Source organism: Streptomyces sp. bgisy159, assembly GCF_965341775.1.
GTDB lineage: Bacteria > Actinomycetota > Actinomycetes > Streptomycetales > Streptomycetaceae > Streptomyces.
In genome coordinates this window covers 313,494-334,506 of the sequence record NZ_CBDQZH010000002.1, presented here as the reverse complement: position 1 = coordinate 334,506, position 21,013 = coordinate 313,494, and the positions used below count along the sequence as shown (strand labels likewise).

14 protein-coding genes are annotated in these 21,013 nt (G+C 72.8%); 6 read left to right on the top strand and 8 right to left on the bottom strand.

Annotation, left to right across the window (positions count from 1 at the left end):
• Nucleotides 1-15 precede the first annotated feature (15 nt).
• Genes nuoL through nuoN form a run of 3 tightly spaced genes read left to right on the top strand, consistent with a single transcriptional unit; the run spans nt 16 to nt 5,212 of the window.
• Complete coding sequence (gene nuoL, locus ACSLTV_RS03625; RefSeq protein ID WP_432155490.1) at nt 16-1,980, top strand: NADH-quinone oxidoreductase subunit L; 1,965 nt, start codon at nt 16-18, stop codon at nt 1,978-1,980.
• A gap of 5 nt (nt 1,981-1,985) precedes the next feature.
• Nucleotides 1,986-3,557: an NADH-quinone oxidoreductase subunit M gene (locus tag ACSLTV_RS03620; RefSeq protein WP_432134307.1), complete on the top strand. Its 1,572-nt coding sequence runs from the start codon at nt 1,986-1,988 to the stop codon at nt 3,555-3,557.
• Nucleotides 3,554-5,212 (top strand): NADH-quinone oxidoreductase subunit NuoN, encoded by a 1,659-nt coding sequence (gene nuoN / locus ACSLTV_RS03615; RefSeq protein ID WP_432134306.1) that lies wholly within the window; start codon nt 3,554-3,556, stop codon nt 5,210-5,212. Before ACSLTV_RS03620 ends, nuoN begins: the two co-directional genes overlap by 4 nt.
• A gap of 87 nt (nt 5,213-5,299) precedes the next feature.
• Here nuoN and ACSLTV_RS03610 read toward each other — a convergent pair whose 3' ends face one another.
• Complete coding sequence (locus ACSLTV_RS03610; RefSeq protein WP_432134305.1) at nt 5,300-5,896, bottom strand: Uma2 family endonuclease; 597 nt, start codon at nt 5,894-5,896, stop codon at nt 5,300-5,302.
• A gap of 208 nt (nt 5,897-6,104) precedes the next feature.
• Here ACSLTV_RS03610 and recQ point away from each other — a divergent pair, with 208 nt between their 5' ends.
• On the top strand, nt 6,105-8,129 hold the full coding sequence (recQ, locus tag ACSLTV_RS03605) for a DNA helicase RecQ (RefSeq protein ID WP_435611602.1): 2,025 nt from the start codon (nt 6,105-6,107) through the stop codon (nt 8,127-8,129).
• 170 nt (nt 8,130-8,299) lie between these two features.
• Here recQ and ACSLTV_RS03600 read toward each other — a convergent pair whose 3' ends face one another.
• Both ACSLTV_RS03600 and fahA read right to left on the bottom strand, forming a co-directional pair.
• Nucleotides 8,300-9,241 carry a M56 family metallopeptidase gene (locus ACSLTV_RS03600; RefSeq protein ID WP_432155488.1) on the bottom strand — a complete coding sequence of 314 codons (942 nt, stop codon included), beginning with the start codon at nt 9,239-9,241 and terminating at the stop codon, nt 8,300-8,302.
• A 151-nt stretch (nt 9,242-9,392) separates the two neighbouring features.
• The gene (gene fahA, locus ACSLTV_RS03595; protein WP_432134302.1) at nt 9,393-10,607 is read right to left on the bottom strand and encodes a fumarylacetoacetase; all 1,215 of its coding nucleotides are present in this window, start codon (nt 10,605-10,607) and stop codon (nt 9,393-9,395) included.
• A 309-nt stretch (nt 10,608-10,916) separates the two neighbouring features.
• On the opposite strand from fahA, the gene ACSLTV_RS03590 reads away from it, so the two are divergent.
• Both ACSLTV_RS03590 and ACSLTV_RS03585 read left to right on the top strand, forming a co-directional pair.
• Nucleotides 10,917-12,155 (top strand): DegT/DnrJ/EryC1/StrS family aminotransferase, encoded by a 1,239-nt coding sequence (locus ACSLTV_RS03590; RefSeq protein WP_432134301.1) that lies wholly within the window; start codon nt 10,917-10,919, stop codon nt 12,153-12,155.
• A 133-nt stretch (nt 12,156-12,288) separates the two neighbouring features.
• On the top strand, nt 12,289-15,093 hold the full coding sequence (locus ACSLTV_RS03585) for a lipopolysaccharide biosynthesis protein (RefSeq protein ID WP_435611629.1): 2,805 nt from the start codon (nt 12,289-12,291) through the stop codon (nt 15,091-15,093).
• Here ACSLTV_RS03585 and ACSLTV_RS03580 read toward each other — a convergent pair.
• The 5 genes from ACSLTV_RS03580 to ACSLTV_RS03560 form a co-directional block, all read right to left on the bottom strand.
• Complete coding sequence (locus ACSLTV_RS03580) at nt 15,014-16,135, bottom strand: glycoside hydrolase family 26 protein (RefSeq protein ID WP_432155486.1); 1,122 nt, start codon at nt 16,133-16,135, stop codon at nt 15,014-15,016. The two genes, ACSLTV_RS03585 and ACSLTV_RS03580, sit on opposite strands and share 80 nt — an antisense overlap.
• Nucleotides 16,132-16,587 (bottom strand): hypothetical protein, encoded by a 456-nt coding sequence (locus ACSLTV_RS03575; RefSeq protein ID WP_432155485.1) that lies wholly within the window; start codon nt 16,585-16,587, stop codon nt 16,132-16,134. The genes ACSLTV_RS03580 and ACSLTV_RS03575 overlap by 4 nt, the downstream gene beginning before the upstream one ends.
• Before the next feature lie 221 nt (nt 16,588-16,808).
• Nucleotides 16,809-18,776 (bottom strand): hypothetical protein, encoded by a 1,968-nt coding sequence (locus ACSLTV_RS03570; protein ID WP_432155484.1) that lies wholly within the window; start codon nt 18,774-18,776, stop codon nt 16,809-16,811.
• A 4-nt stretch (nt 18,777-18,780) separates the two neighbouring features.
• Nucleotides 18,781-19,536 carry a polysaccharide deacetylase family protein gene (locus ACSLTV_RS03565; RefSeq protein ID WP_432134410.1) on the bottom strand — a complete coding sequence of 252 codons (756 nt, stop codon included), beginning with the start codon at nt 19,534-19,536 and terminating at the stop codon, nt 18,781-18,783.
• Nucleotides 19,537-19,696: 160 nt separating this feature from the next.
• Nucleotides 19,697-20,986: a glycosyltransferase gene (locus ACSLTV_RS03560; protein WP_435611601.1), complete on the bottom strand. Its 1,290-nt coding sequence runs from the start codon at nt 20,984-20,986 to the stop codon at nt 19,697-19,699.
• Nucleotides 20,987-21,013: the final 27 nt, after the last annotated feature.

The window sequence follows — 21,013 nt, the reverse complement described above, 5'->3', positions numbered from 1 at the left end:
GGGGTCGGAAGAATCGTGGAGAACCTGATCGCGCTGCTCATCGCGGCGCCCCTGCTCGGAGCGGCCGTCCTGCTGGTCGGCGGCCGTCGGCTCGACGCCGTCGGCCACTGGATCGGCACGCTCCTGTCGGCCGTCTCCTTCGTGTTCGGCCTGATCCTCTTCGGCGACCTCCTCGGCAGGAGCGCCGAGGACCGGACGCTGACCCAGCACCTGTTCAGCTGGATCCCGGTCGAGGGCTTCCAGGCGGACGTCGCGTTCCGCCTGGACCAGCTGTCGATGACGTTCGTGCTGCTGATCACCGGCGTCGGCTCGCTGATCCACCTGTACTCGGTCGGGTACATGGAGCACGACGAGCGCCGCCGCCGCTTCTTCGGCTATCTGAACCTGTTCCTCGCGGCGATGCTGATCCTGGTCCTCGCCGACAACTACCTGCTGCTCTACGTCGGCTGGGAGGGCGTCGGTCTCGCCTCCTACCTGCTGATCGGCTTCTGGCAGCACAAGCCCAGCGCGGCCACCGCGGCGAAGAAGGCCTTCCTGGTCAACCGCGTCGGCGACATGGGCCTGTCGATCGCCATCATGCTGATGTTCACCACGTTCGGGACCTTCGCCTTCGGCCCGGTGCTCGGCACCCAGGAGGAGCCCGGGCTGGTCGGCGACACCTCGGAGGGCAAGCTCACCGCCATCGCGCTGATGCTGCTGCTGGCCGCGTGCGGCAAGTCCGCCCAGGTGCCGCTGCAGTCCTGGCTCGGTGACGCGATGGAGGGCCCGACCCCGGTCTCCGCCCTCATCCACGCGGCGACCATGGTGACGGCGGGCGTCTACCTGATCGTCCGGTCCGGCGCGATCTTCAACGGGGCGCCCGACGCACAGCTCGTCGTCACCGTCGTCGGCGCGGTCACGCTGCTGTTCGGTGCGATCGTCGGTTGCGCGAAGGACGACATCAAGAAGGCGCTGGCCGGCTCGACCATGTCGCAGATCGGCTACATGGTGCTGGCCGCCGGCCTCGGCCCGATCGGCTACGTCTTCGCGATCATGCACCTGGTGACGCACGGCTTCTTCAAGGCGGGACTGTTCCTCGGCGCCGGTTCCGTCATGCACGGCATGAACGACGAGGTCGACATGCGCCGGTACGGCGGCCTGCGCAAGTACATGCCGGTCACCTTCGTCACCTTCGGCCTCGGCTACCTCGCGATCATCGGCTTCCCGGGCCTGTCCGGCTTCTTCTCCAAGGACAAGATCATTGAGGCGGCGTTCGCCAAGGGCGGCACCGAGGGCTGGATCCTCGGCGGCGCGGCCCTGCTCGGCGCGGCCATCACCGCCTACTACATGACGCGCGTGATGCTGATGACGTTCTTCGGCGAGGAGCGCTGGCGCAACCGGGCCACCCCGTCGCCGGCCGAGCCCGGCGTGGAGCCCGCCGCCGACACCCGGGGCGACCACGCGGAGCCGCACCCGCACGAGTCGCCCAAGGTCATGACGATCCCGATGATCCTGCTGGCCGTCGGGTCGGTCGGCGCCGGCGCGTTCTTCAGCATCGGCGAGCGCTTCCTGCACTGGCTGGAGCCCATCACCGGGTTCGACCACGGAGACTCCCCGGTGGGAGCGGCCACGGTCACCGGCGCGACCGTGGCCTGCATGGTCGTCGGCGTCGCCGTCGCCTGGGCCCAGTACGGCCGCCGCCCGGTCCCCGTCGTCGCCCCGCGCGGCTCGCTGCTCACCCGGGCCGCCCGCCGCGATCTGCTCCAGGACGACTTCAACCACATCGTCCTGGTGCGCGGCGGCGAGCACCTCACGCGGTCCCTGGTCTACGTCGACCACACGCTGGTCGACGGTGTCGTCAACGGCACGGCGGCCTCGGTCGGCGGCCTGTCCGGACGGATGCGCAGGCTCCAGAACGGCTTCGCGCGGTCGTACGCGGTCTCGATGTTCGGCGGTGCGGCACTGCTGGTCGCCGCGACCCTGCTGATGAGGGCGGTCTGATACCGATGTCCTTTCCTCTGCTGACAGCGACGGCGGCGCTCCCGGCGATCGGAGCGGTGGCCACGGCCGCCGTCCCGGCCGCCCGGCGCAACGCCGCCAAGGCACTGGCGCTTTTCTTCTCCCTGGCCACGCTGGCCCTGGCGATCGTCGTCCTGGTCCGCTTCGACCCGGACGGCGCGCGCTACCAGCTCACCGAATCCCATTCCTGGATCGCGGACTTCGGGGTGCGGTACGAGCTGGGCGTGGACGGCATCGCGGTGGCGCTGATCGCGCTCACCGCCGTCCTCATCCCCTTCATCGTCCTGGCGGGCTGGCACGACGCCGACCCGCTGGAGACCGGCAGCAAGCGGTGGCGGCCCACCCAGGGCTTCTTCGCACTGATCCTGGCGGTCGAGGCGATGGTGATCATCTCCTTCGAGGCCACCGACGTCTTCCTCTTCTACATCTTCTTCGAAGCCATGCTGATCCCGATGTACTTCCTCATCGGCGGCTTCGGGGACCGGGCCCATGAGCACGGTGAGAAGGTGGCGGCCACCCAACGGTCGTACGCCGCGGTGAAGTTCCTGCTCTACAACCTGGCCGGCGGTCTGATCATGCTGGCCGCGGTGATCGGCCTCTACGTCGTCGCGGGCAACTTCTCCCTCCCGGAGATCGCCCAGGCCCGGGCCGACGGCTCGCTGGACATGGCGACCGGCACGGAACGCTGGCTGTTCCTCGGGTTCTTCTTCGCCTTCGCGGTGAAGGCGCCGCTGTGGCCGCTGCACACCTGGCTGCCGAACGCGATGGGCGAGTCCACCGCCCCGGTCGCCGTGCTCATCACCGCGGTCGTCGACAAGGTGGGCACCTTCGCGATGCTCCGCTTCTGCCTCGGGCTGTTCCCGCAGGCCAGTGAGTGGGCGACGCCGGTCATCCTGGCCCTCGCCCTGGTCAGCATCATCTACGGGGCGCTGCTCGCGGTCGGCCAGCGCGACATCAAGCGGCTGGTGGCCTACGCGTCGATCTCCCACTTCGGCTTCATCATCATGGGCATCTTCGCGATGACCAGCCAGGGCCAGTCGGGCGCCACGCTGTACATGGTCAACCACGGCATCTCGACGGCCGCGCTGATGCTGGTCGCCGGCTTCCTGATCTCCCGGCGCGGTTCGCGGCTCATCGCCGACTACGGCGGGGTGCAGAAGGTCGCCCCCGTGCTCGCCGGAACCTTCCTGATCGGCGGCCTGGCGACGCTGTCGCTGCCGGGTCTGGCGCCGTTCGTCAGCGAGTTCCTCGTCCTGGTCGGCACGTTCACGCGCTACCCGGCGGTCGGGATCATCGCCACGTTCGGCATCGTTCTGGCCGCGCTCTACACCCTCGTCCTCTACCAGCGGACGATGACGGGCCCGGTGAAGCCCGAGGTGTCGGCGATGCCCGACCTCCGGGTGCGCGAGCTGGCGGTGGTGGCCCCGCTGATCGTGCTGCTGGTGTTCCTGGGCGTCTACCCGAAGCCCGTCACGGACATCGTCAACCCGGCGGTCAAGCAGACCATGTCGGACGTACAGAAGAGTGACCCCCGGCCCGATGTGGAGGCGGCCAAGTGAGCGCAACAGCCGTCCACAGCCTGTGGACAACGGCGGCAGCCGCGACCGAGCCGATCGCGAAGATCGACGCGCCGAAGATCGAGTACGGGCAATTGTCGCCCACCCTGATCGTCGTGGGCGCGGCGATCCTCGGGGTGCTGGTCGAGGCACTGGTGCCGCGCAGACACCGCTACTACACCCAGGTCTTCCTGGCCGTGGTGGCGCTGTGCGCCGCGTTCGCCGCGGTCGTGGCACTCGCCGCCGACGGGTACGCCACCACCAAGGCCGGCATCGCCGCGATGGGAGCCATCGCCGTCGACGGCCCGGCGCTCTTCCTGCAGGGCACGATCCTGCTGGCCGCGCTGGTCGGGGTGTTCACCTTCGCCGAGCGGCGCCTGGACCCGGTGGCGCACGGCAACCGGGTCGACTCCTTCGCCGCGCAGGCGGCCTCCGTGCCGGGCAGCGACAGCGAGAAGGCGGCCGTCAAGGCGGGCTTCACCACCACCGAGGTCTTCCCGCTGCTGCTGTTCGCGGTGGCCGGCATGCTGATCTTCCCGGCCGCCAACGACCTGCTGACCTTCTTCATCGCGCTGGAGGTCTTCTCGCTGCCGCTGTACCTGCTGTGCGCGCTGGCCCGCCGCAAGCGGCTGATGTCGCAGGAGGCCGCGGTCAAGTACTTCCTGCTCGGCGCGTTCGCCTCCGCGTTCACCCTGTTCGGCATCGCCCTGCTGTACGGGTACGCGGGCTCCGTGTCCTACGCGCGGATCGCGGCCGTCGTCGACGGCACCGTCACCAACGTCGACCCGGCGCTCGCCGGCACCATGGGCAACGACGCGCTGCTGCTGGTCGGCACCGCCCTGCTGGTGATGGGGCTGCTGTTCAAGGTGGGCGCGGTGCCGTTCCACATGTGGACGCCGGACGTCTACCAGGGCGCGCCGACCCCCGTCACCGGCTTCATGGCGGCGGCGACCAAGGTGGCCGCCTTCGGCGCGCTGCTGCGCGTGCTGTACGTCGTCCTGCCGGGCCTGCGCTGGGACTGGCGGCCGGTCATGTGGGGCGTGGCGATCATCACGATGCTCGGCGGTGCGATCGTCGCCATCACCCAGACCGACATCAAGCGGCTGCTGGCGTACTCGTCCATCGCCCACGCGGGCTTCATCCTCGCTGGCGTGATCGCGACCACGGAGGACGGGGTGTCGTCCGTCCTCTTCTACCTGGCGGCGTACTCGTTCGTCACGATCGGCGCCTTCGCCGTGGTCACGCTGGTGCGGGACGCGGGCGGCGAGGCGACGCACCTGTCGAAGTGGGCCGGCCTCGGCCGGCGCTCGCCGCTGGTGGCGGCCGTGTTCGCGGTGTTCCTGCTGGCCTTCGCCGGTATTCCGCTGACGTCCGGCTTCGCGGGGAAGTTCGCGGTGTTCAAGGCGGCGGCGGACGGCGGCGCCGCGCCGCTGGTCGTGGTCGGTGTGATCTCGTCGGCCATCGCCGCGTTCTTCTACATCCGGGTGATCGTGCTCATGTTCTTCAGCGAGCCGAGCCCCGAGGGGCCGACCGTCGCCCTCGCCTCGCCCCTGACCCGGATGGCGATCGGCATCGGCGTGGCGGTCACGCTGGTGCTGGGCGTGGCGCCCCAGTACTTCCTGGACCTGGCGAGCCAGGCGGGGGTGTTCGTGCGCTGACCGGTGGCTTCGCACCCGGCGGACAGGACAGCGGCCCGGCTCCCTCGGGGGTGCCGGGCCGCTGTCGCGCCGAGGGGGAGCCGCCGGTCACTTCTCGCGGCGGGCCTTGATCCGGGTGAGGTCCAGGTCGACGGGGAACGGAACGTCCACCTTCATCCGCTCGCGGAAGATGCCCACGCTGGTGTAGGAGCCGGTGGTGGGCTCCAGCTCGAACACGTGGACCGCGGCGCGGCCCTTCTCGTTCTCGACGCGCCAGTAGTGGGGGATCTTGGCGTTGGAGTACTTCAAGGGCTTCGTCTCGCGGTCCCGGGAGACGGAGTCCTCGGAGACGACCTCGACGGCCAAAATGACGGCATCCGCCGGGAACCGGGTCTGCTCCGGAGTCTCCACGACTTCCCCGCGCACCACGACCACGTCCGGCTCCGGCCTGTTCTGACGATCGATGTCGATGGTGAATTCGCGGAACACCTCAAGGTCCGCCGGTGCCAGAGACTGAAGCTGCCACTTGATGAAATCAATGGCGCGCTCGTGAAAGACGGTCTGCGGACTCACGAAGACCAGGCTCCCGTCGATCAATTCCGTGTGCGGAGGAAGATTCGGAAGCCGGTCCAGGTCGTCGGCGGTCCAGCCGCCCTCCGGCGGGATGGGCCAGCCGGACGTGGACGCCTTCGGTTCGACGCTCATCAGTGCTCCCATGGGACGGAGTCTCGCCGGGGCATTCAGACTATCGGGCGGAAACGGACGGGGCTCCCACGTATGTGTGAACGAGTGCCGCACCCTTGATCGAACTGTTCGATTGCAAAGGGATCGACCTGTGGATAACTCCGAGGGTGTCAGTCGGGAGCCCTATCGTGGAGGCAGTGGTCGAGGGACGAAGCAGGGGGACGAGGCGATGGTCGGGACGGGTGACACGGTTGTGATGACCGAAGCGGACATGTCGGGGACGAGTGGCGGCAGCGAGGCGCTCGCCGCCCTGCGCCGGGTCTTCGGGTACGAGGCTTTCCGCGGCGAGCAGGAAGCGGTCATCGAGCATGTGGTGGCCGGCGGCGACGCGGTCGTGCTCATGCCCACCGGTGGCGGCAAGTCGCTGTGTTACCAGATCCCGTCCCTGGTCAGGCCGGGCACCGGCATCGTGGTCTCGCCGTTGATCGCGCTGATGCAGGACCAGGTGGACGCGCTCCGCGCGCTCGGCGTGCGCGCCGGCTTCGTCAACTCCACGCAGGACTTCGACGAGCGCCGGGTGGTCGAGGCCGAGTTCCTGGCCGGCGAGCTGGACCTGCTCTATCTGGCGCCGGAACGGCTGCGGCTGGAGTCCACGCTCGAACTGCTCTCCCGCGGCAAGATCTCCGTCTTCGCGATCGACGAGGCGCACTGTGTCTCCCAGTGGGGTCACGACTTCCGCCCTGACTACCTGGCGCTGTCCCTGCTCGGCGAGCGCTGGCCGGACGTGCCGAGGATCGCCCTCACGGCGACGGCCACCCGCGCCACGCACCAGGAGATCACCCAGCGGCTGAACATGCCGGCGGCCCGGCATTTCGTGGCGAGCTTCGACCGGCCCAACATCCAGTACCGGATCGTGCCGAAGGCCGACCCCAAGAAGCAGCTGCTGGGCTTCCTGCGCGAGGAGCACCCGGGCGACGCGGGCATCGTGTACTGCCTGTCGCGCAACTCCGTGGAGAAGACCGCCGAGTTCCTGTCGAAGAACGGCGTCGTGGCGGTCCCGTACCACGCCGGTCTGGACGCGGGCACCCGTGCGGCGCACCAGTCCCGGTTCCTGCGGGAGGACGGGCTGGTCGTGGTCGCGACCATCGCCTTCGGGATGGGCATCGACAAGCCGGACGTGCGGTTCGTCGCCCATCTCGACCTGCCGAAGTCGGTCGAGGGCTACTACCAGGAGACGGGCCGGGCCGGCCGCGACGGACTGCCGTCCACGGCCTGGATGGCGTACGGGCTCAACGACGTGATCCAGCAGCGCAAGCTGATCCAGTCCGGTGACGGCGACGAGTCCTTCCGCAGACGTGCCCAGGGCCATCTGGACGCCATGCTGGCGCTGTGCGAGACCGCCCGGTGCCGCCGCGGCCAGCTCCTGGACTACTTCGGCCAGGAACCGGACCCGGCGGGCTGCGGCAACTGCGACACCTGCCTGACGCCGCCGGAGACCTGGGACGGCACCGTCGCGGCGCAGAAGGTGCTGTCGACGGTGGTGCGGCTGCAGCGGGAGCGCGGGCAGAAGTTCGGCGCCGTGCAGATCGTCGACATCCTGCTGGGCAAGCGCACGGCCAAGGTCATCCAGTTCGACCACGACCAGCTGTCCGTGTTCGGCATCGGCGAGGACCTCACCGAGGGTGAATGGCGCGGGGTCATCCGGCAGTTGCTGGCGCAGGGGCTGCTGGCGGTGGAGGGGGAGTACGGCACGCTGGTGCTGACCGAGGCCAGCGGCTCGGTGCTCCGCCGCGAGCGCGAGGTGCCGCTGCGCAAGGAGCCGAAGAAGCCGGCGACCGCGAGATCGGGCGGCTCCTCCGGTTCGTCCGCCGGGCGGGGTGAGCGCAAGGCGAAGTCGGTGGCGGCCGAGTTGCCCGAGCACCTGGTGCCGGCGTTCGAGGCGCTGCGGGCCTGGCGGGCGCAACAGGCCCGGGAGCAGGGCGTCCCGGCGTATGTGATCTTCCATGACGCGACGCTGCGGGAGATCGCCCTGGAGTGGCCGACGTCGGTGGCCCAGCTCGGCGGTGTCAGCGGGGTGGGCGAGAAGAAGCTGGTGACCTACGGCGAGGGCGTCCTGGCGGTGCTGGCCGGACTCCCGCGACCGGCGGGCGAGGCCGGCCCGGCGACCGGGCCGGACACCGGGCCCGAGCCGGATGACGCGCCCGACGCTGACTTCTGGTCGGATCCCGAGCCCGAACCCGACTACGAGGCGTGACGGGATTTCGCGGGCCTGACCGGACTGCGCGGGCCTGACGTCCGCCCACTCGGGCGGTGGCGAACCCGGGCGGTGGCGAACCCGGGCGGCGTGCGGGCGCCGGCGCGGCGCCGCGGCGTGGTCCGCTCGCCCCGTGACGGCCGGCCGGGGGTAGCCGCAATCCCGGTGATTCAGCCGCCGAGCGCCGTGAGCCCCGGGGCGAAGGTGATCAGCAGCGGAAGGAGCGGGACCAGGGCGGCCGCCGTCGTCGTCAGGGCCCGGTGGTGGGGGAGCAGCCGGGGCGGGGGTTCGAGGAGTCGGTCGACGCGTTCGCCCAGCAGACGGTGGGTGTTGGCGCAGGAGAGGACGCCCCGGTGCTGGTTCAGCTCGATCAGGGCCAGCGCCGTGGTGAGGTGACCGCAGCGGCGGGAGGCCGTGTCGTCCGCCGCGAGTTCGACCAGGCGGTGGGTCTGATCGCAGAAGTGGGCGAAGAGGGGCACACGGGGGAAGCCGGTCGCGAGGGCGGTCGACAGGTGGAGCAGCCAGTCGTGGCGGGCGCGGGCGTGACCGCGCTCATGGGCGAGGACCGCGTCCAGTTGATGGGAGGTGAGGCGGTGCAGGGCGCCGGTCGTGACGATGAGCTGGGCCGGGTTTCCGGGCAGCCACCAGGCGTCCGGGTACTCGTCCTCCAGCACCAGCAGGGGACCGCGGGCGGCGGGCAGGCCGGCGGGTAGGTCGGGGGCCCGTTCCCGCAGATGGGCGCGGGCGCGGCCGCGGCGCCGACGGGCCTCGACCAGCTCGCGGGCGAGCATCGCGGTGGTCCACGCCGCGCCGGCGGCCAGCAGCAGTGTGAGCGCTGCCGCCCAGAGGGGCGCGGCGGACAGGTCGTAGGCCTCGGCCACGCCGGGCGGCGCGGGCGCGAACACCTGGGCGCGCACGGTCTGGAAGACGGCGGCGGCGCCCAGCAGGAGGGCGGTCAGACAGGACAGCAGGACCGTGGCCACCAGGCACTGCCACACCCACAGCGCGACCACGGGCTCGCGTTCGGGCCAGCCGGCCCGGGTCAGCGCGCGGGGGGCGGGCACGGCGGCCGTCAGGGCGAGGGCGCTCAGCAGGAGCAGGCAGAAGATCACGCCACGGGCTCCGGATCCTGGTCGGGAGGGAGGTGCGGAGAAGGTGGAGCGGATAAGGGTGGTGCGAAGAGGGCGGAGCGGAGAGTGGTGCTGGGCGGCGGGCACTGCGGGACCGCACCCGCCGCCAGTATGACGCTCTCGGCCGCGGGCGTCAGCCCGCCGTGACCCGACCGGTCACCTCGCCGAGGCCCACGCGCAGGCCACCGGGTCCGGGAGCCCAGGCGGACAGCGTGACCACGTCGCCGTCCTCCAGGAACGTCCGCTTGCCGTCGGGGAGTTCGAGCGGGTCGCGGCCGTTCCAGGTGAGCTCCAGCAGGGAGCCGCGCTCACGCTCCGCGGAGCCGCTCACCGTGCCGGAGCCGTAGAGGTCGCCGGTGCGCAGGGAGGCGCCGTTGACCGTCATGTGGGCGAGCTGCTGGGCGGCCGTCCAGTACATCGTGGAGAAGGGGGGTTCGGACACCACATGGCCATTGATCGCGACGGACATGCGCAGGTCGTAGCCCGCGGGCTCCTCGCCCGAGTCGTCGAGGTAGGGCAGCAGGGGGTGGGTGCGCCGCGGCGGGTCCACGCGTGCCTCCTCCAGCGCCTCCAGCGGGGTGATCCAGGCGGACACGGAGGTGGCGAAGGACTTGCCGAGGAAGGGGCCGAGGGGCACGTACTCCCACGCCTGGATGTCGCGGGCGGACCAGTCGTTGAGCAGGCAGAGGCCGAACACGTGGTCGCGGTAGGCGCCGAGGCCCACCGGTTCGCCCATCCGCGACGGGACGCCGACGACGAAGCCCACCTCCGCCTCGATGTCGAGCCGGACCGACGGGCCGAACACCGGTTCGGCGTCGGACGGCGCCTTGCGCTGGCCCGAAGGGCGCACGACGTCCGTGCCGGACACCACGACCGTTCCCGAGCGGCCGTGGTAACCGATCGGCAGGTGCTTCCAGTTGGGGGTGAGCGAGTCGGCGGCATCGGGGCGGAACATCTGGCCGACGTTGCGGGCGTGGTTCTCGGACGCGTAGAAGTCGACGTAGTCCGCGACCTCGAACGGCAGACGCAGGGTCACCGACGACAGGGGGTGGAACAGCGGTTCCAGAACGGCCCGCCGGGCGGGGTCGGTCACCCACTGCCGCAGCGCGGCGCGCACCTGCGACCAGGTGGTGCGTCCCGCCGCGAGCAGCGGGCCGAGCGTCGGCTGTCCGAGCAGCGACGCGTGCGGCGAGCCGAGGGCACGCGCCGCCGCGCCGGCGTCGAGGACGTGGTCACCGAGCCGCACACCGACGGTGCGCTCCTCGGGTGCGTTCGGGCGGGAGAAGACACCGTACGGAAGGTTGTGCGGGCCGAAGGGGTCGCCCTCGGGGAGGTCGAACGGGGGCATCGGGTGCTGCCTCGCTTTCGTGTGCGCCATGTCGTGCTCGCGGGTGCTCCGCGGGTGCCGGGAGCCGGGCCACACGTTACGGCCGACCTCGGGCGGGAGGCACCAGGTGAGAGGGGTGAGGCGTCCGACACCCCGTACGGGGCGCCTCGCGCCGGGCCGCTTCGACAGCGCACCGTCGTCGCGCGGGCACGGCACGTCGTCCACGGGGCGGCCCGCAATCTTGACGGAGCGGTGCGAACAGGGCGACTCTGGGCATGTGCCGCAAGGCCTCGGGGGAGGGGCCTTCGCACGGCACGCCTTGGGGGGCTGATGGCCATTGGGGAGGCCGGCCTCGGGTCAGCGCGTCGTGGTGCACAGCCGAGGCGGCTGGAAGCCACCATGCGCGGCAGACTCGGCCGGGAATGCGTGTACGTGCCGTCGTGCCGGTTCGGGCTGTTCGTGGCGCTGCGCCACTGGTGCCCGCCCGGCGGACGGGTCCTGATGTCGCCGGTCAACGACGACGTCATCTTCTTCGTCGTCCTGGCGGCGGGTCTCAGACCCGTGCAGGCACCGCTGAACCCGCTGGACGCGTCCATCGACGTCGACGCCGTTCCCGACGAGGTGTGGGGCTCCCTGTCGGGGGTGCTGACCACCAACCTGTACGGGAACCCGGACGACGCCGCCCGGCTGCGGCGGCGGTGCGACGCGCTCGGGATCCCGCTGCTGGAGGACGCGGCGCACGCCATCGGCAGCGATACCGGCGGCCGGCCGGTCGGGGCGTGGGGCGACGCGTCGGTCTTCAGCCTGTCCAAGCACGTCGGCGCGAAGGCCGGCGGGTTCCTGTCGTGCGCCGACCCGGGGCTGCGCGAGGCCCTGGCGAAGACCTGCGAGGGCCTGCTGCTGCCGACCCGCCCCACCGCCGAACTCGCCTACGCGGTGAGGCCGTACGCGGAGGCGGCGGTCCGCCGGCTCGGGCTGCGGCGGGCGGCGTGGGCGACGCTCAGGGCGCTGCGGCTGACCGAGCGCGAGGAGATCCGGATGCCGCTGCGGCCCGCCGAGCTGGCCCGCGCGGTCCACGCGGCGCCGGACCTGACGGCGTCCGACTCCTGGGTCCGTGTCGACATGCACGACTACCGGCTGCGGTCCGGACGGCTGCGGCTCGGCCGCATCGCCCGCCGGCTCGACCGGCTCGACCGGGTGCTGGCCGACTGCCGGGCGGGCACCGACCTGCTGCGGGAGACCAGATGGGCGCGGCCCGCCGAGCGGCCGGCGCCGGGCCCGGCACAGCCGCTGTTCCGGGTACCGCTGTTCGTCGCCGACCGGGACGCGGCGAGCGCGGCACTGGCCCGGCGGGGCATGCCCGTCGGTTATCTGTACGACCCGCCGCTGGACGACTACGCGGGCGCCCGGTTCACCGACCCGTCGCCCGACCCGCGCGGCGCGCGCTGGTTCGCGCGGCACGCGCTGCCCGTGGACCCGCGGCGCGCCCGCGAGGTGGCGCGGGCACTGGAGGAGTCCGGGGTGCGCCCGGCCGGTCCGCCGGGAGGGCCGGGGCCGACACGTGGCTGAGACCAGAGCCGGGACACCGGCCGGAGTCCGGGCCGCCGTGCCCGCCACCTCGGACGCGGCCCCGGAGCGCAAGGGCCTCGCGCCGGCCGTTGCGCCGCCCGCGGACTCGCTGTTCCGGAACGCCTACTTCCTGATGCTCAGCACCGGGGTCTCGGCCGTGCTCGGCCTGGGCTTCTGGCTGGTGGCGGCCCGCTACTACTCCGAGGAGGCGGTCGGCGAGGGGTCCGCCGCCATCGCCGCGATGCGCCTGCTGGCCAGCATCACGGCGACCACGATGATCGGTGCCGTCGTACGGTTCGTGCCGCGCGCGGGGCGCCGGACGGGGGCGCTGGTGTGGCGGGCGTACGCGGCGAGTTCGGTGGTGGTGACGGTCGCCGCCGTCCTCTTCCTGCTCACCCTCGACCTGTGGGGCGACTCCTACGCGCCGCTCGGCGGCCGGGCGGCCGGTGCGGCGTTCGTGGTGGCCTGTGTGGCGTGGGCGCTGCTCACCCTGCAGGACGGGGTGCTGACCGGGCTGCGCCGATCCGGCTGGGTGCCGATCGGCAACGCGGTGTTCTCGATCGGCAAGCTGGTCCTGCTGGTCGTCCTCGCCGGCGCGCTGCCGGTCCTCGGCATCTTCGTGTCCTGGGCGGTCGCCATCGCCTTCTCGACCCTGCCGCTCGGCTGGCTGATCTTCCGTCGGCTGATACCGCGCCAGGAGGCCGCCGACCGGCACGTCGACCCGCCCGGGCTGCGCACGATGGGCCGCTTCCTGGCCGGGGACTCGCTGGGCGCGTTGTTCAGCCTGGCGATGATCAACCTGTTGCCGGTGATGGTCGCGGTCCGCTTCAGCGCGGCGCAGAACGGCTACTTCTACGTGGCCTACACCGTCGGCGGGACCATGGAGTTCCTGGCCATCAACATGGCCTCCTCCCTCACCGCGCACGCCTCGCACGACCCTCGCCATCTCGCCGACGGGGTGCGCGGCGCGCTGCGCCGGATGACGCTGCTGCTGGTGCCGGTGGTCGCGGTGCTGGTGCTGTTCGCGCCGCAGGTCCTGGCGCCGTTCAGCCCCGACTACGCGGAGCACGGCACCACCGTGCTGCGTCTGCTGGCCGCAGGGGCGCTGCCCAGGGTGGTCGTGGAGCTGTACATCGGGGTGCTGCGCGTCCAGGGCCGCACCGGGATGCTCGCCGCGCTGCAGGGCGCGATGTGCACGCTGGTGCTGGGCAGTGCGGCCCTGCTGTTCGCTCCGGCGGGCATCGCGGGCGCGGGCTGGGCGGTGCTGCTCAGCATGACTCTGATCGCCGGCTTCTGCGTCGCCGGTCTGCGCTCCGCGCTGCGCCGCGGGGCCCCGGGGCCGGCCGGCCCACCCGCCGCCGAACCGGCCTACGGCACCCGCTGGGCCCGGATGAACGCCGCCGCCGGGTACGTCACCGATCCGGTGTCCGGCTCCCCCCGCGCTCGCGCGGGCGGGGACGCGGACACGGTCACGCTGTTCATCGGGCGCCCGGGGTACGAACGTGAGGCGCTCCAAGCGGACACGCTCGCGCTGATCAGGCGGCGGCAGGGGAGCGGGGCGGGTGCCGACGGCTCGGCAGGGGACCTGCCGACCGCGCAGTTCCGCGCGAAGCTGCTGCCCGGGGAGACCGCGGACCGGGCTCCGGGCGACACGACCGCCCGCGAGGTCGGCCGACGGCGGGACGGCGCGCACGAGGACGGCCGGTCCGAGTCCGCCTCGGCCTCCGCCGGACCGACCGCGCACCCAGGGCCTCCCGCGCACCCGGAGCACCTGGAGACCTTCGAGCACCCAGAGCACCGAGACGCCCCCGGCCACCCCGAGGTCCCCGACCACCCAGCGGTGCCCGAGCCGCCTGAGCACCTAGAGGTCCCGGAGTACCTGGAGTACCCGGAGTACCCACAGCAGCCCCCCGAGCGCCCCGACCACATCGTGTCCTCAAGAGCACCGAGTACCGCCGCGTCCCATGCCCCCGCACCCCATGCCCCCGCACCCCGTGCCCCCGCACCCCGTGCCACCGCACTCCATGCCCCCGCACCCCGTGCCCCCGCACCCCGTGCCACCGCACTCCGTGCCGCCGCACCCCATGCCCCCGCACCCCCCGAACTCCCAGCCCCGCCCAGCGCCGCAGCCCTCCCTCCCAGCCGGCGCCCTCCGGGGGCCGCCGGCCCCACCCTCCGCGAGCGATGGCTCACCCGGACCCTGTGGGGTCTGCTCGGCGTGGCCACCGCCGGATACTGGGCGGCGGTGCGCGGACTGCCGTGGCGTGGTGGTACGGCGGGGGACTACCTGGCCGGGCGCCGGATGCTGGCGGACCTGCCGCCCGCGGCACTGGTCGCGGGAGGCCTGCTGCTGGTGGTGTTCGCGGGCGCGGTCACCCTGCGCCCCGCGTCGGACGTGTGGCTGCCGGCGACGGCGCTGGGCTCGGCCCTGCTCGCCCTGTACGCCGTGCCGGTGGCCTTCGGCCGGGAGCCCCGGCCGGTCGACGGACACGGGTACGAGCGGACGGCCGGCCGGCTCGCGGACGCAGTGGACCTCGCCGGTCCCGAGCCGCTGCTGCGGTGGGCGCCACCGGTGGTGCAGCTGCTGTGTCTCGTACCGCTGTGGCTGGTCCTCGCTCGTGTGGGCGGCCGGCTGACGTGGCCCGGGCGCTGGGCGGTGCTGTACCTGGTCGCGGTGGGCGGCTGGGTGTGGCGGCAGGAGCTGGCGCCGCTGGCGGTGCCGATGTTCGCCGTCCTGGTCCTCGCCGCCGTACTGCTGCGGCTCGGCCGGCCCGCCGACGCCTGGTCGGCGGCCGGGCCCGCTGAGACGACGGGCCGGTGTCGGCACGTGAGACGGCGGGCCGGTGCCGGCCCCGGGTTCAGCGGGACGGCACCGGCTGGTGGAAGTAGCTGTTGCGGCCCGCCTCCCGGTAACCCTCCAGTCCGGGACCCTCGTTGACCGTCAGGTCGCAGGCGGGCCGGTCGGAGGTGGCGCGGTTCCAGTGCACCAGCGCCTTCACCCCGGGGAGTCGCTTCACGGCGGCGGGAATCCGGGTGTACCAGTCGCGCTGGCGCACCGGGTTGTCGGAGTCGGGCGCGGTGGCGTACTCGGCGAGCATCACCGGCTTGTCGTCGCTGATGTTCGCGCGCAGCCAGTCGTAGCTGGGCCGCTGGCTGCGCAGGAAGTCCTTCCAGTCGGTGGTGCCGTGGCACGCGTAGTAGTTGTACTGGTCCATGGCGATCCAGTCGACGTACGCGTCGCCGGGGTAGAGCGCCTTCATGTCGGCGGCGCTGCCGAGGTAGCCGGAGACGGTCCACACCCAGACGACGTTGTCGGCCCCCAGCTCGCGGAAGCGGTCGTGCAGGTGCCGGTAGGCGGCGACGAACTCCTCCGGGGTGCCGGCGCCCTCCTTGATGCGGGCGTCGGTCTCCTGGTCGAAGGAGAAGAAGATCCGCTTGCCGTAGGCCTTGATGCGCCGGATCTGCGGATCGACGATCTCCTCGTCGAGCGCGCCGGAGGCGATGTTCCTCCAGCCGAGCTGGGTCTCGGTCCAGTTCTCGTGGTGCGGCTCGGTCCACACGGTGGACTCCCAGGCGAGCATCAGCAGCCGGTCCCTGCCGAGTTCCTGCTCGTCCGGGGTGAGGAGCTGTCCGTCCCGCCGGGTGCCCGACATGTCGTGGTAGTTGTAGACGAGGTCGAGGCGGCGGCCGATCCTCTTCTCGAAGGCCAGGACGGCGTCCTTGAGGGAGCCGTTCTCGCCGTACGGTACGGCGGCGCCCCACCAGGCCCCGCAGGGCGGCACCAGAATGCCGGTGGGGGCGCAGACGCCGGTGGGCAGGTCGCCGGAGGCGGCGTTGTCCGGCAGCGCGTCCGCGCCGTCGCGATCGCCGCGGTCGGCCCACACGCCCAGCCAGGCGAGCAGCGCGGCCACCGCGACCAGGGCGACCGCCAGAAAGGTACGGCGGGCTGTGCCGCCCACACTCCGACGGTGCCCCTTCATGTGTCACCGCCGTCGGCGGGCCTGGGCCGGGCGCGTTCGGCCGCTCCGCGCGGTGCGGTGGACAGCGGCAGACCGGGCAGGGCCGCGACGACACTGGTCAGGACGGCGAGCGTGACCAGGAAGGCGGTCGCCGAGAAGCGCTCCACCAGGAACAGCGAGGTCGCGGTGAGGACGCCCAGGGAGAGGCTGACGGGCGCCACGAGCGCGACCGCCTCCAGACGGGCGCCGAAGGCCCGCTCGTTCGGCTGCGGGTACAGCACCGCGCAGCCCGGGCCGCACAGCACGAAGAGCAGGACGGGTATCCAGCGCAGCGGCGCGGGTCCGGACACGGTGGTGGCGGTCAGCGCCAGCCAGCCGGAGGCGGCGACGAGGACTCTGAGGTAGGCCGTGGCGGTCTTCCCGGGGAACTCCGTGAGGTTCGCGGGCGGAGTGGGCCGGCCTTCATCGGTCACTTCGATCACACCTTACGAGGCACGGAGTCGAGGCCTGGACTTGAGGCGTGGACATGAGGCGTGGACTTGAGGCGTGGACTTGAGGCATGGGCTTGAGGCGTGGACTTGAGGCGTGGACTTGAGGCGTGGGCTTGAGACATGAACCGCGGGCAGACGTGACGGGTGGAGCCGGGACCCGGAGCGGTCACGAAGGACGCGTCGCACCCCGCCGGCCGGGGCGTTCACCCGGTGCCCGGTCGGTAAGCGAGGACGATCCCGTACGGATGGCTCTCGACGGTCCGGAAGAGCGGTGAGGCGGTCAGCTTCGCGCGCAGGGTCGCGAACCCGCCCGGCGGCAGCAGGCCCTCGCCGGCGGTGTAGACGTCCTGGGTACGGGTGAGGACGACGTAGGCCCTGGTGCCCGGCGGGATGCCGGCGGCGAGGTAGCGGGCCGGGTCCCGCAGCATCCGCTCGTTCTCCGGCCGTTCCTGTTCGGCGAAGAACCAGTGCTCGACCCGGTCGTAGCGGTGCAGTGCCTGCGGGAAGGAGCCGCTGGCGGCCAGGAGCAGCGAGCCGTCGGGGGCGTTGTCGAGGGCCCGGGTGACCATCGCGGTCTCGGCGGACGGGGTGTAGTACATCTTCTCCTTGCCGTAGTACGACGGCAGGAAGCCGGCCGTCAGCACCAGCAGGACGGCGGGCAGCGCGACCGCCGCCGCCCTGCGCCGCAGGATCTTCGGGCGGCTGCCGTGGCTGCCTCCGGCGGCGGGGACCAGCGCGGCCGCGGCGAAGAAGGCGGCGCCGGGCAGGCCGAACAGGTAGACGCGGAAGAGCATCTCACCGCCGTAGTCGTTGACGGCGAACAGCGGGACCGGGGCGGCGGAGACCAGCAGCAGCGGCAGCGCGCCGCGGGTCAGCCGACGGCGCAGGACGACCGCGGCCCCGGCGAGAGCGGCGACCGCGAGAACCATCGACACATTGGCGGCGCCCGCGAGTTCCGGCCCGGGCCCGGTGAGCTCTCCCGCGTATCCGGCGCGGGAGTTCTGGGTGAGTTCGCCGACGCTTCTGCGGACCGTGGAGAGCGTCTCGACGAACAGGGGCCGCCCCATGGTCAGGTCCCAGGTCAGCATGAGCAGCCCGGTGACGGCCAGCAGCCCGTAGTTGCGGTAGCGGCGGGTGCAGCTCAGTGCCAGCAGACAGACCGTCAGCATCACCGGGGTGAGCTGGTGGGTGGCGTTGACGGCGACGATCAGCGGCGCGAGGACCAGCACCAGCACCGCGCGCTGCCGGGTGTCCGTGGCGGGTGGCACGGGCGCGGCCGCCGGATCGAGGTACCCGCGGTCGCGCAGCCGCCCGGCGGAGCCGGGGCGCACGAAGTGCCGTAGCACCACGGCGAGCACCGTCAGGTGCAGCAGGTAGGCGAGTCCCTGCGGCGCGAAGTAGTCCTGGCCGACCCAGTTGGCGAGCTGGAAGATCCACACGGCCGTCCACACCAGCCGCCAGTCCTCGCAGAAGGTGCGGTAGATCAGCACCAGCACCGGGATCATCAGCAGGCCGAGGACGATGGGCGCCCAGTTGGCGTAGGCGGCGGCACCGGTCACGCCGAAGGCGCGCACCAGGCCGGCGTTGAGGGTGAAGAAGCCGGGCCACTGGTCGTACGCCGACATGTTGCCCGACAGGGCGGCGCCCGGGCGGAGTTCGCCGTTGCGCAGCAGGGTGGCGACGACGGCGTCGTGCTTGGAGGCCCACGGGTAGCGCACCGCGTCGTACAGCACCGCCGGGGGCGCCTTCAGCGCGCACAGCAGCGCTGCGCAGTGCGCGGCCGGCCACCAGGGCGCTGTCCCCGCCCGCCGCAGAGCGACCACGAATCCCGCGGTGAGGATTAGCAGGGAAAGGTAGTAGGCGGCCGGCAGGCGGTCCAGCAGGCCGTAGTCGCCCATGTCGCGGAAGCCGATGCGGGGCAGCGCGTACAGCCACAGCGCCGCGGCCAGGAGCAGGGCGTACAGGCTCGGGCCGGGGGCACGGAGCGGGATGCGCCGGGGCGCGCGGCCGCCGCCGGCGGCCGGTTCCCGCGGCCCCGGTCCGGCCGCCGGGCCGGGGACCGGCGGCACGCCGCTCTCCGTGGTCGCTGCGGGCACCTGTGGCTGCACGCTGGAACTCCCTCCCCGGGACCGAGTACCGGAATTGCCGTCGCCGCTCGTCCGAGAACCCATCGGACTACCCCGCGAAGACGGGGCCGCGGACGGCCGCGCGCGCCCGGCGGTACCACCGCCAGCCGACCGTCCGCCAGCCGTCCCGGTACGGTGCGGTCCGCGCCCCCCGGCCGGCCAGCCAGCCCTCGACGTCGGCGACGGTGTGGCTGCGGCGCACGATGAGCCGTGCGATGCGGTACGCGTCGTCGCGGTCCGAGCTGAGCGCGTGCCGCACGGCCGTCGCCGTCTCGTACCCGGCCGCCGCCGCCATCCGCCGGACCCGGCCGTCGTTGTAGCCGTGCGGGTAGGCGAGGTGGCGTACGGCATGGCCCAGCGCGTCCTCCAAGGCGGCCCGGGAGTCGAGCAGTTCGCGGGCGAGGGCCTTCGGGGCCAGGGTGTCGAGCTGGGCGTGGGTCACGGTGTGGCTGCCGACCTCCATGCCGCTCTGCTCCAGCAGCGCGGCCCGGTCCAGCGTCATCATCGGCGCGGGCGGTAGCAGGCTGTGCCCGCCCGGGGTGACCGCGCCCGTGGTGAGGTACGCCGTCGCGGTGAGCGAGCGGTCGGCCAGGGCCTGGGCGGTCGGCCCGGGCAGGTCGGCGAAGCCGTCGTCGAAGGTGAGCAGCACCGGCCGGGGCGGCAGCGGCGCCCGTCCGGCCAGGTGGTCGGCGAGCGCCCCCACGGTGACGGGCGTACGGCCGCCGGCCACCACGGCGTCCAGATGCGCCGCGAACTGCCGTGGCGTGACCGTGAACTCGGCGATCCAGCCCGGGGGTTCCTCCATCACGGCGTGGTAGAGGAGCACCGGGACACAGGCCCGCCCGTCCGGGGCGCCGGAGCCCACGGACCCCGGCTCCGTCGGGCGGTTCCCCGGCACGGCCCCGAGCCGGGCCGTTGCGCCACCGGCCCGGGCCGTGCTGCCGCCGAGCCGCGCCGTTCTGCCGTCAGAGCCGTTCATCGCCGTCCTGTCCCGTGGTCGCGAAGGCCCGCAGTGCCCGTCGTGCGCGCAGGTAGCCCACCGGGCCGTGGAGCATCCCGCGCCGCTGGAGGCGCGACAGCCGGCGCGGCCAGGGATGGCCGCGGTCGTCGTGGCCGCCGGGCGCCCCGCCCCGCCCCGCGTCCCGCGCGGCCGTCAGCGACCGGGCGTGGGACAGCCCGCGGGGCAGCCGTGCGACGAACGCGGGCAGCAGCGCGGGCCGGTTGACGAGGATCGCGGTGAGGTAGGCGGTCAGCCCGGCGCCGTAGCCGTACGCCTGGGTCTCCAGGTCCCGCCAGGTCTCCCGGTGGTGGTGCCAGACCAGGGCGTACGGCGTGTAGTGCAGCCGGTGCCCCTGGGCGAGGACGCGGACGAAACCGTAGAGGTCGTCGCCGCCGCGCGCCGCCGTGCCCGCGCCGGTCGCCGGGTCGAATCCGCCCACCGCGCGGAGCGCTCCGGTGCGGAAGGCCATGTTGGCGCCGGAGCCGAACCGGCCCGCCGTGAACGGGAACAGCGGCTCGTCGGCGGGCGGCCGCGCCGGGTCGTACGTCCGGGGCGTGAAGCCCTTCGCGAAGCCGCCGTGGCTCTCCAGCAGCACCTGGGCGGGGGTGCGCAGCCGGGCCGGCAGGATCAGGCCGGTCGCGCACCCCAGCCGCGGATCGGCCGCGAAGGGCACGGTCAGTTCGGTGAGCCAGCGCGGGTCGGCGACCACGTCGTCGTCGGTGAAGGCGATCACCTTGCCGCGGGCGGCCGCGACACCCGTGTTGTGGGCGACCGCCAGCCCCGGCACCGGCTCACGCACGTACCGCACCCGCTCGGCGTACTTGCGCTCGACGACGTCCCGGGTGGCGTCCGTGACGGGCGCGTTGTCGACGACGACGATCTCGAAGTCCGGATGGTCCTGGGCGAGCATCGAGTCCAGCGCGTGCGCGAGCCGCCCGGCGCGCTCGCGGGTGGCGATGACGACGGTGGTGTACGGCGGCGGCCCGGGCCGCGGTGCGACGGCGGGCGCGCCCGACCGCCGGGCCGCCGCCCCGAGCACCGCTGTGGGATCACTACCCTGCGGCACCCGGCCCAGGAAGCTGCCGACCGGCCGGCCACCGCGCCTGACCAGGACGAACACCTCGCCATGGGTGACCGGCGCGCTGCCCGGACCCGGTCTGAGCACCCCGTCGTCGAGGTCGAACTCGGCGACCTGGACCGGGTCGATGTCGAGGAACCGCCGGATCTCCTGCCGTGTGCGCGCGGTACGGGACATGCGCCCTCCCCCCCAGAGTTACGGTGT

Excerpts from the sequence above, each read along its gene's own strand:
- ACSLTV_RS03620 (WP_432134307.1), top strand. The coding sequence starts at position 1,986 with ATGTCCTTTCCTCTGCTGACAGCGACGGCGGCGCTCCCGGCGATCGGA.
- ACSLTV_RS03610 (WP_432134305.1), bottom strand. The coding sequence starts at position 5,896 with ATGAGCGTCGAACCGAAGGCGTCCACGTCCGGCTGGCCCATCCCGCCG.
- recQ (WP_435611602.1), top strand. The coding sequence starts at position 6,105 with ATGGTCGGGACGGGTGACACGGTTGTGATGACCGAAGCGGACATGTCG.
- fahA (WP_432134302.1), bottom strand. The coding sequence starts at position 10,607 with ATGCCCCCGTTCGACCTCCCCGAGGGCGACCCCTTCGGCCCGCACAAC.
- ACSLTV_RS03590 (WP_432134301.1), top strand. The coding sequence starts at position 10,917 with ATGGCCATTGGGGAGGCCGGCCTCGGGTCAGCGCGTCGTGGTGCACAG.
- ACSLTV_RS03585 (WP_435611629.1), top strand. The coding sequence starts at position 12,289 with ATGCTCAGCACCGGGGTCTCGGCCGTGCTCGGCCTGGGCTTCTGGCTG.
- ACSLTV_RS03580 (WP_432155486.1), bottom strand. The coding sequence starts at position 16,135 with ATGAAGGGGCACCGTCGGAGTGTGGGCGGCACAGCCCGCCGTACCTTT.
- ACSLTV_RS03570 (WP_432155484.1), bottom strand. The coding sequence starts at position 18,776 with ATGGGTTCTCGGACGAGCGGCGACGGCAATTCCGGTACTCGGTCCCGG.
- ACSLTV_RS03565 (WP_432134410.1), bottom strand. The coding sequence starts at position 19,536 with ATGGAGGAACCCCCGGGCTGGATCGCCGAGTTCACGGTCACGCCACGG.
- ACSLTV_RS03560 (WP_435611601.1), bottom strand. The coding sequence starts at position 20,986 with ATGTCCCGTACCGCGCGCACACGGCAGGAGATCCGGCGGTTCCTCGAC.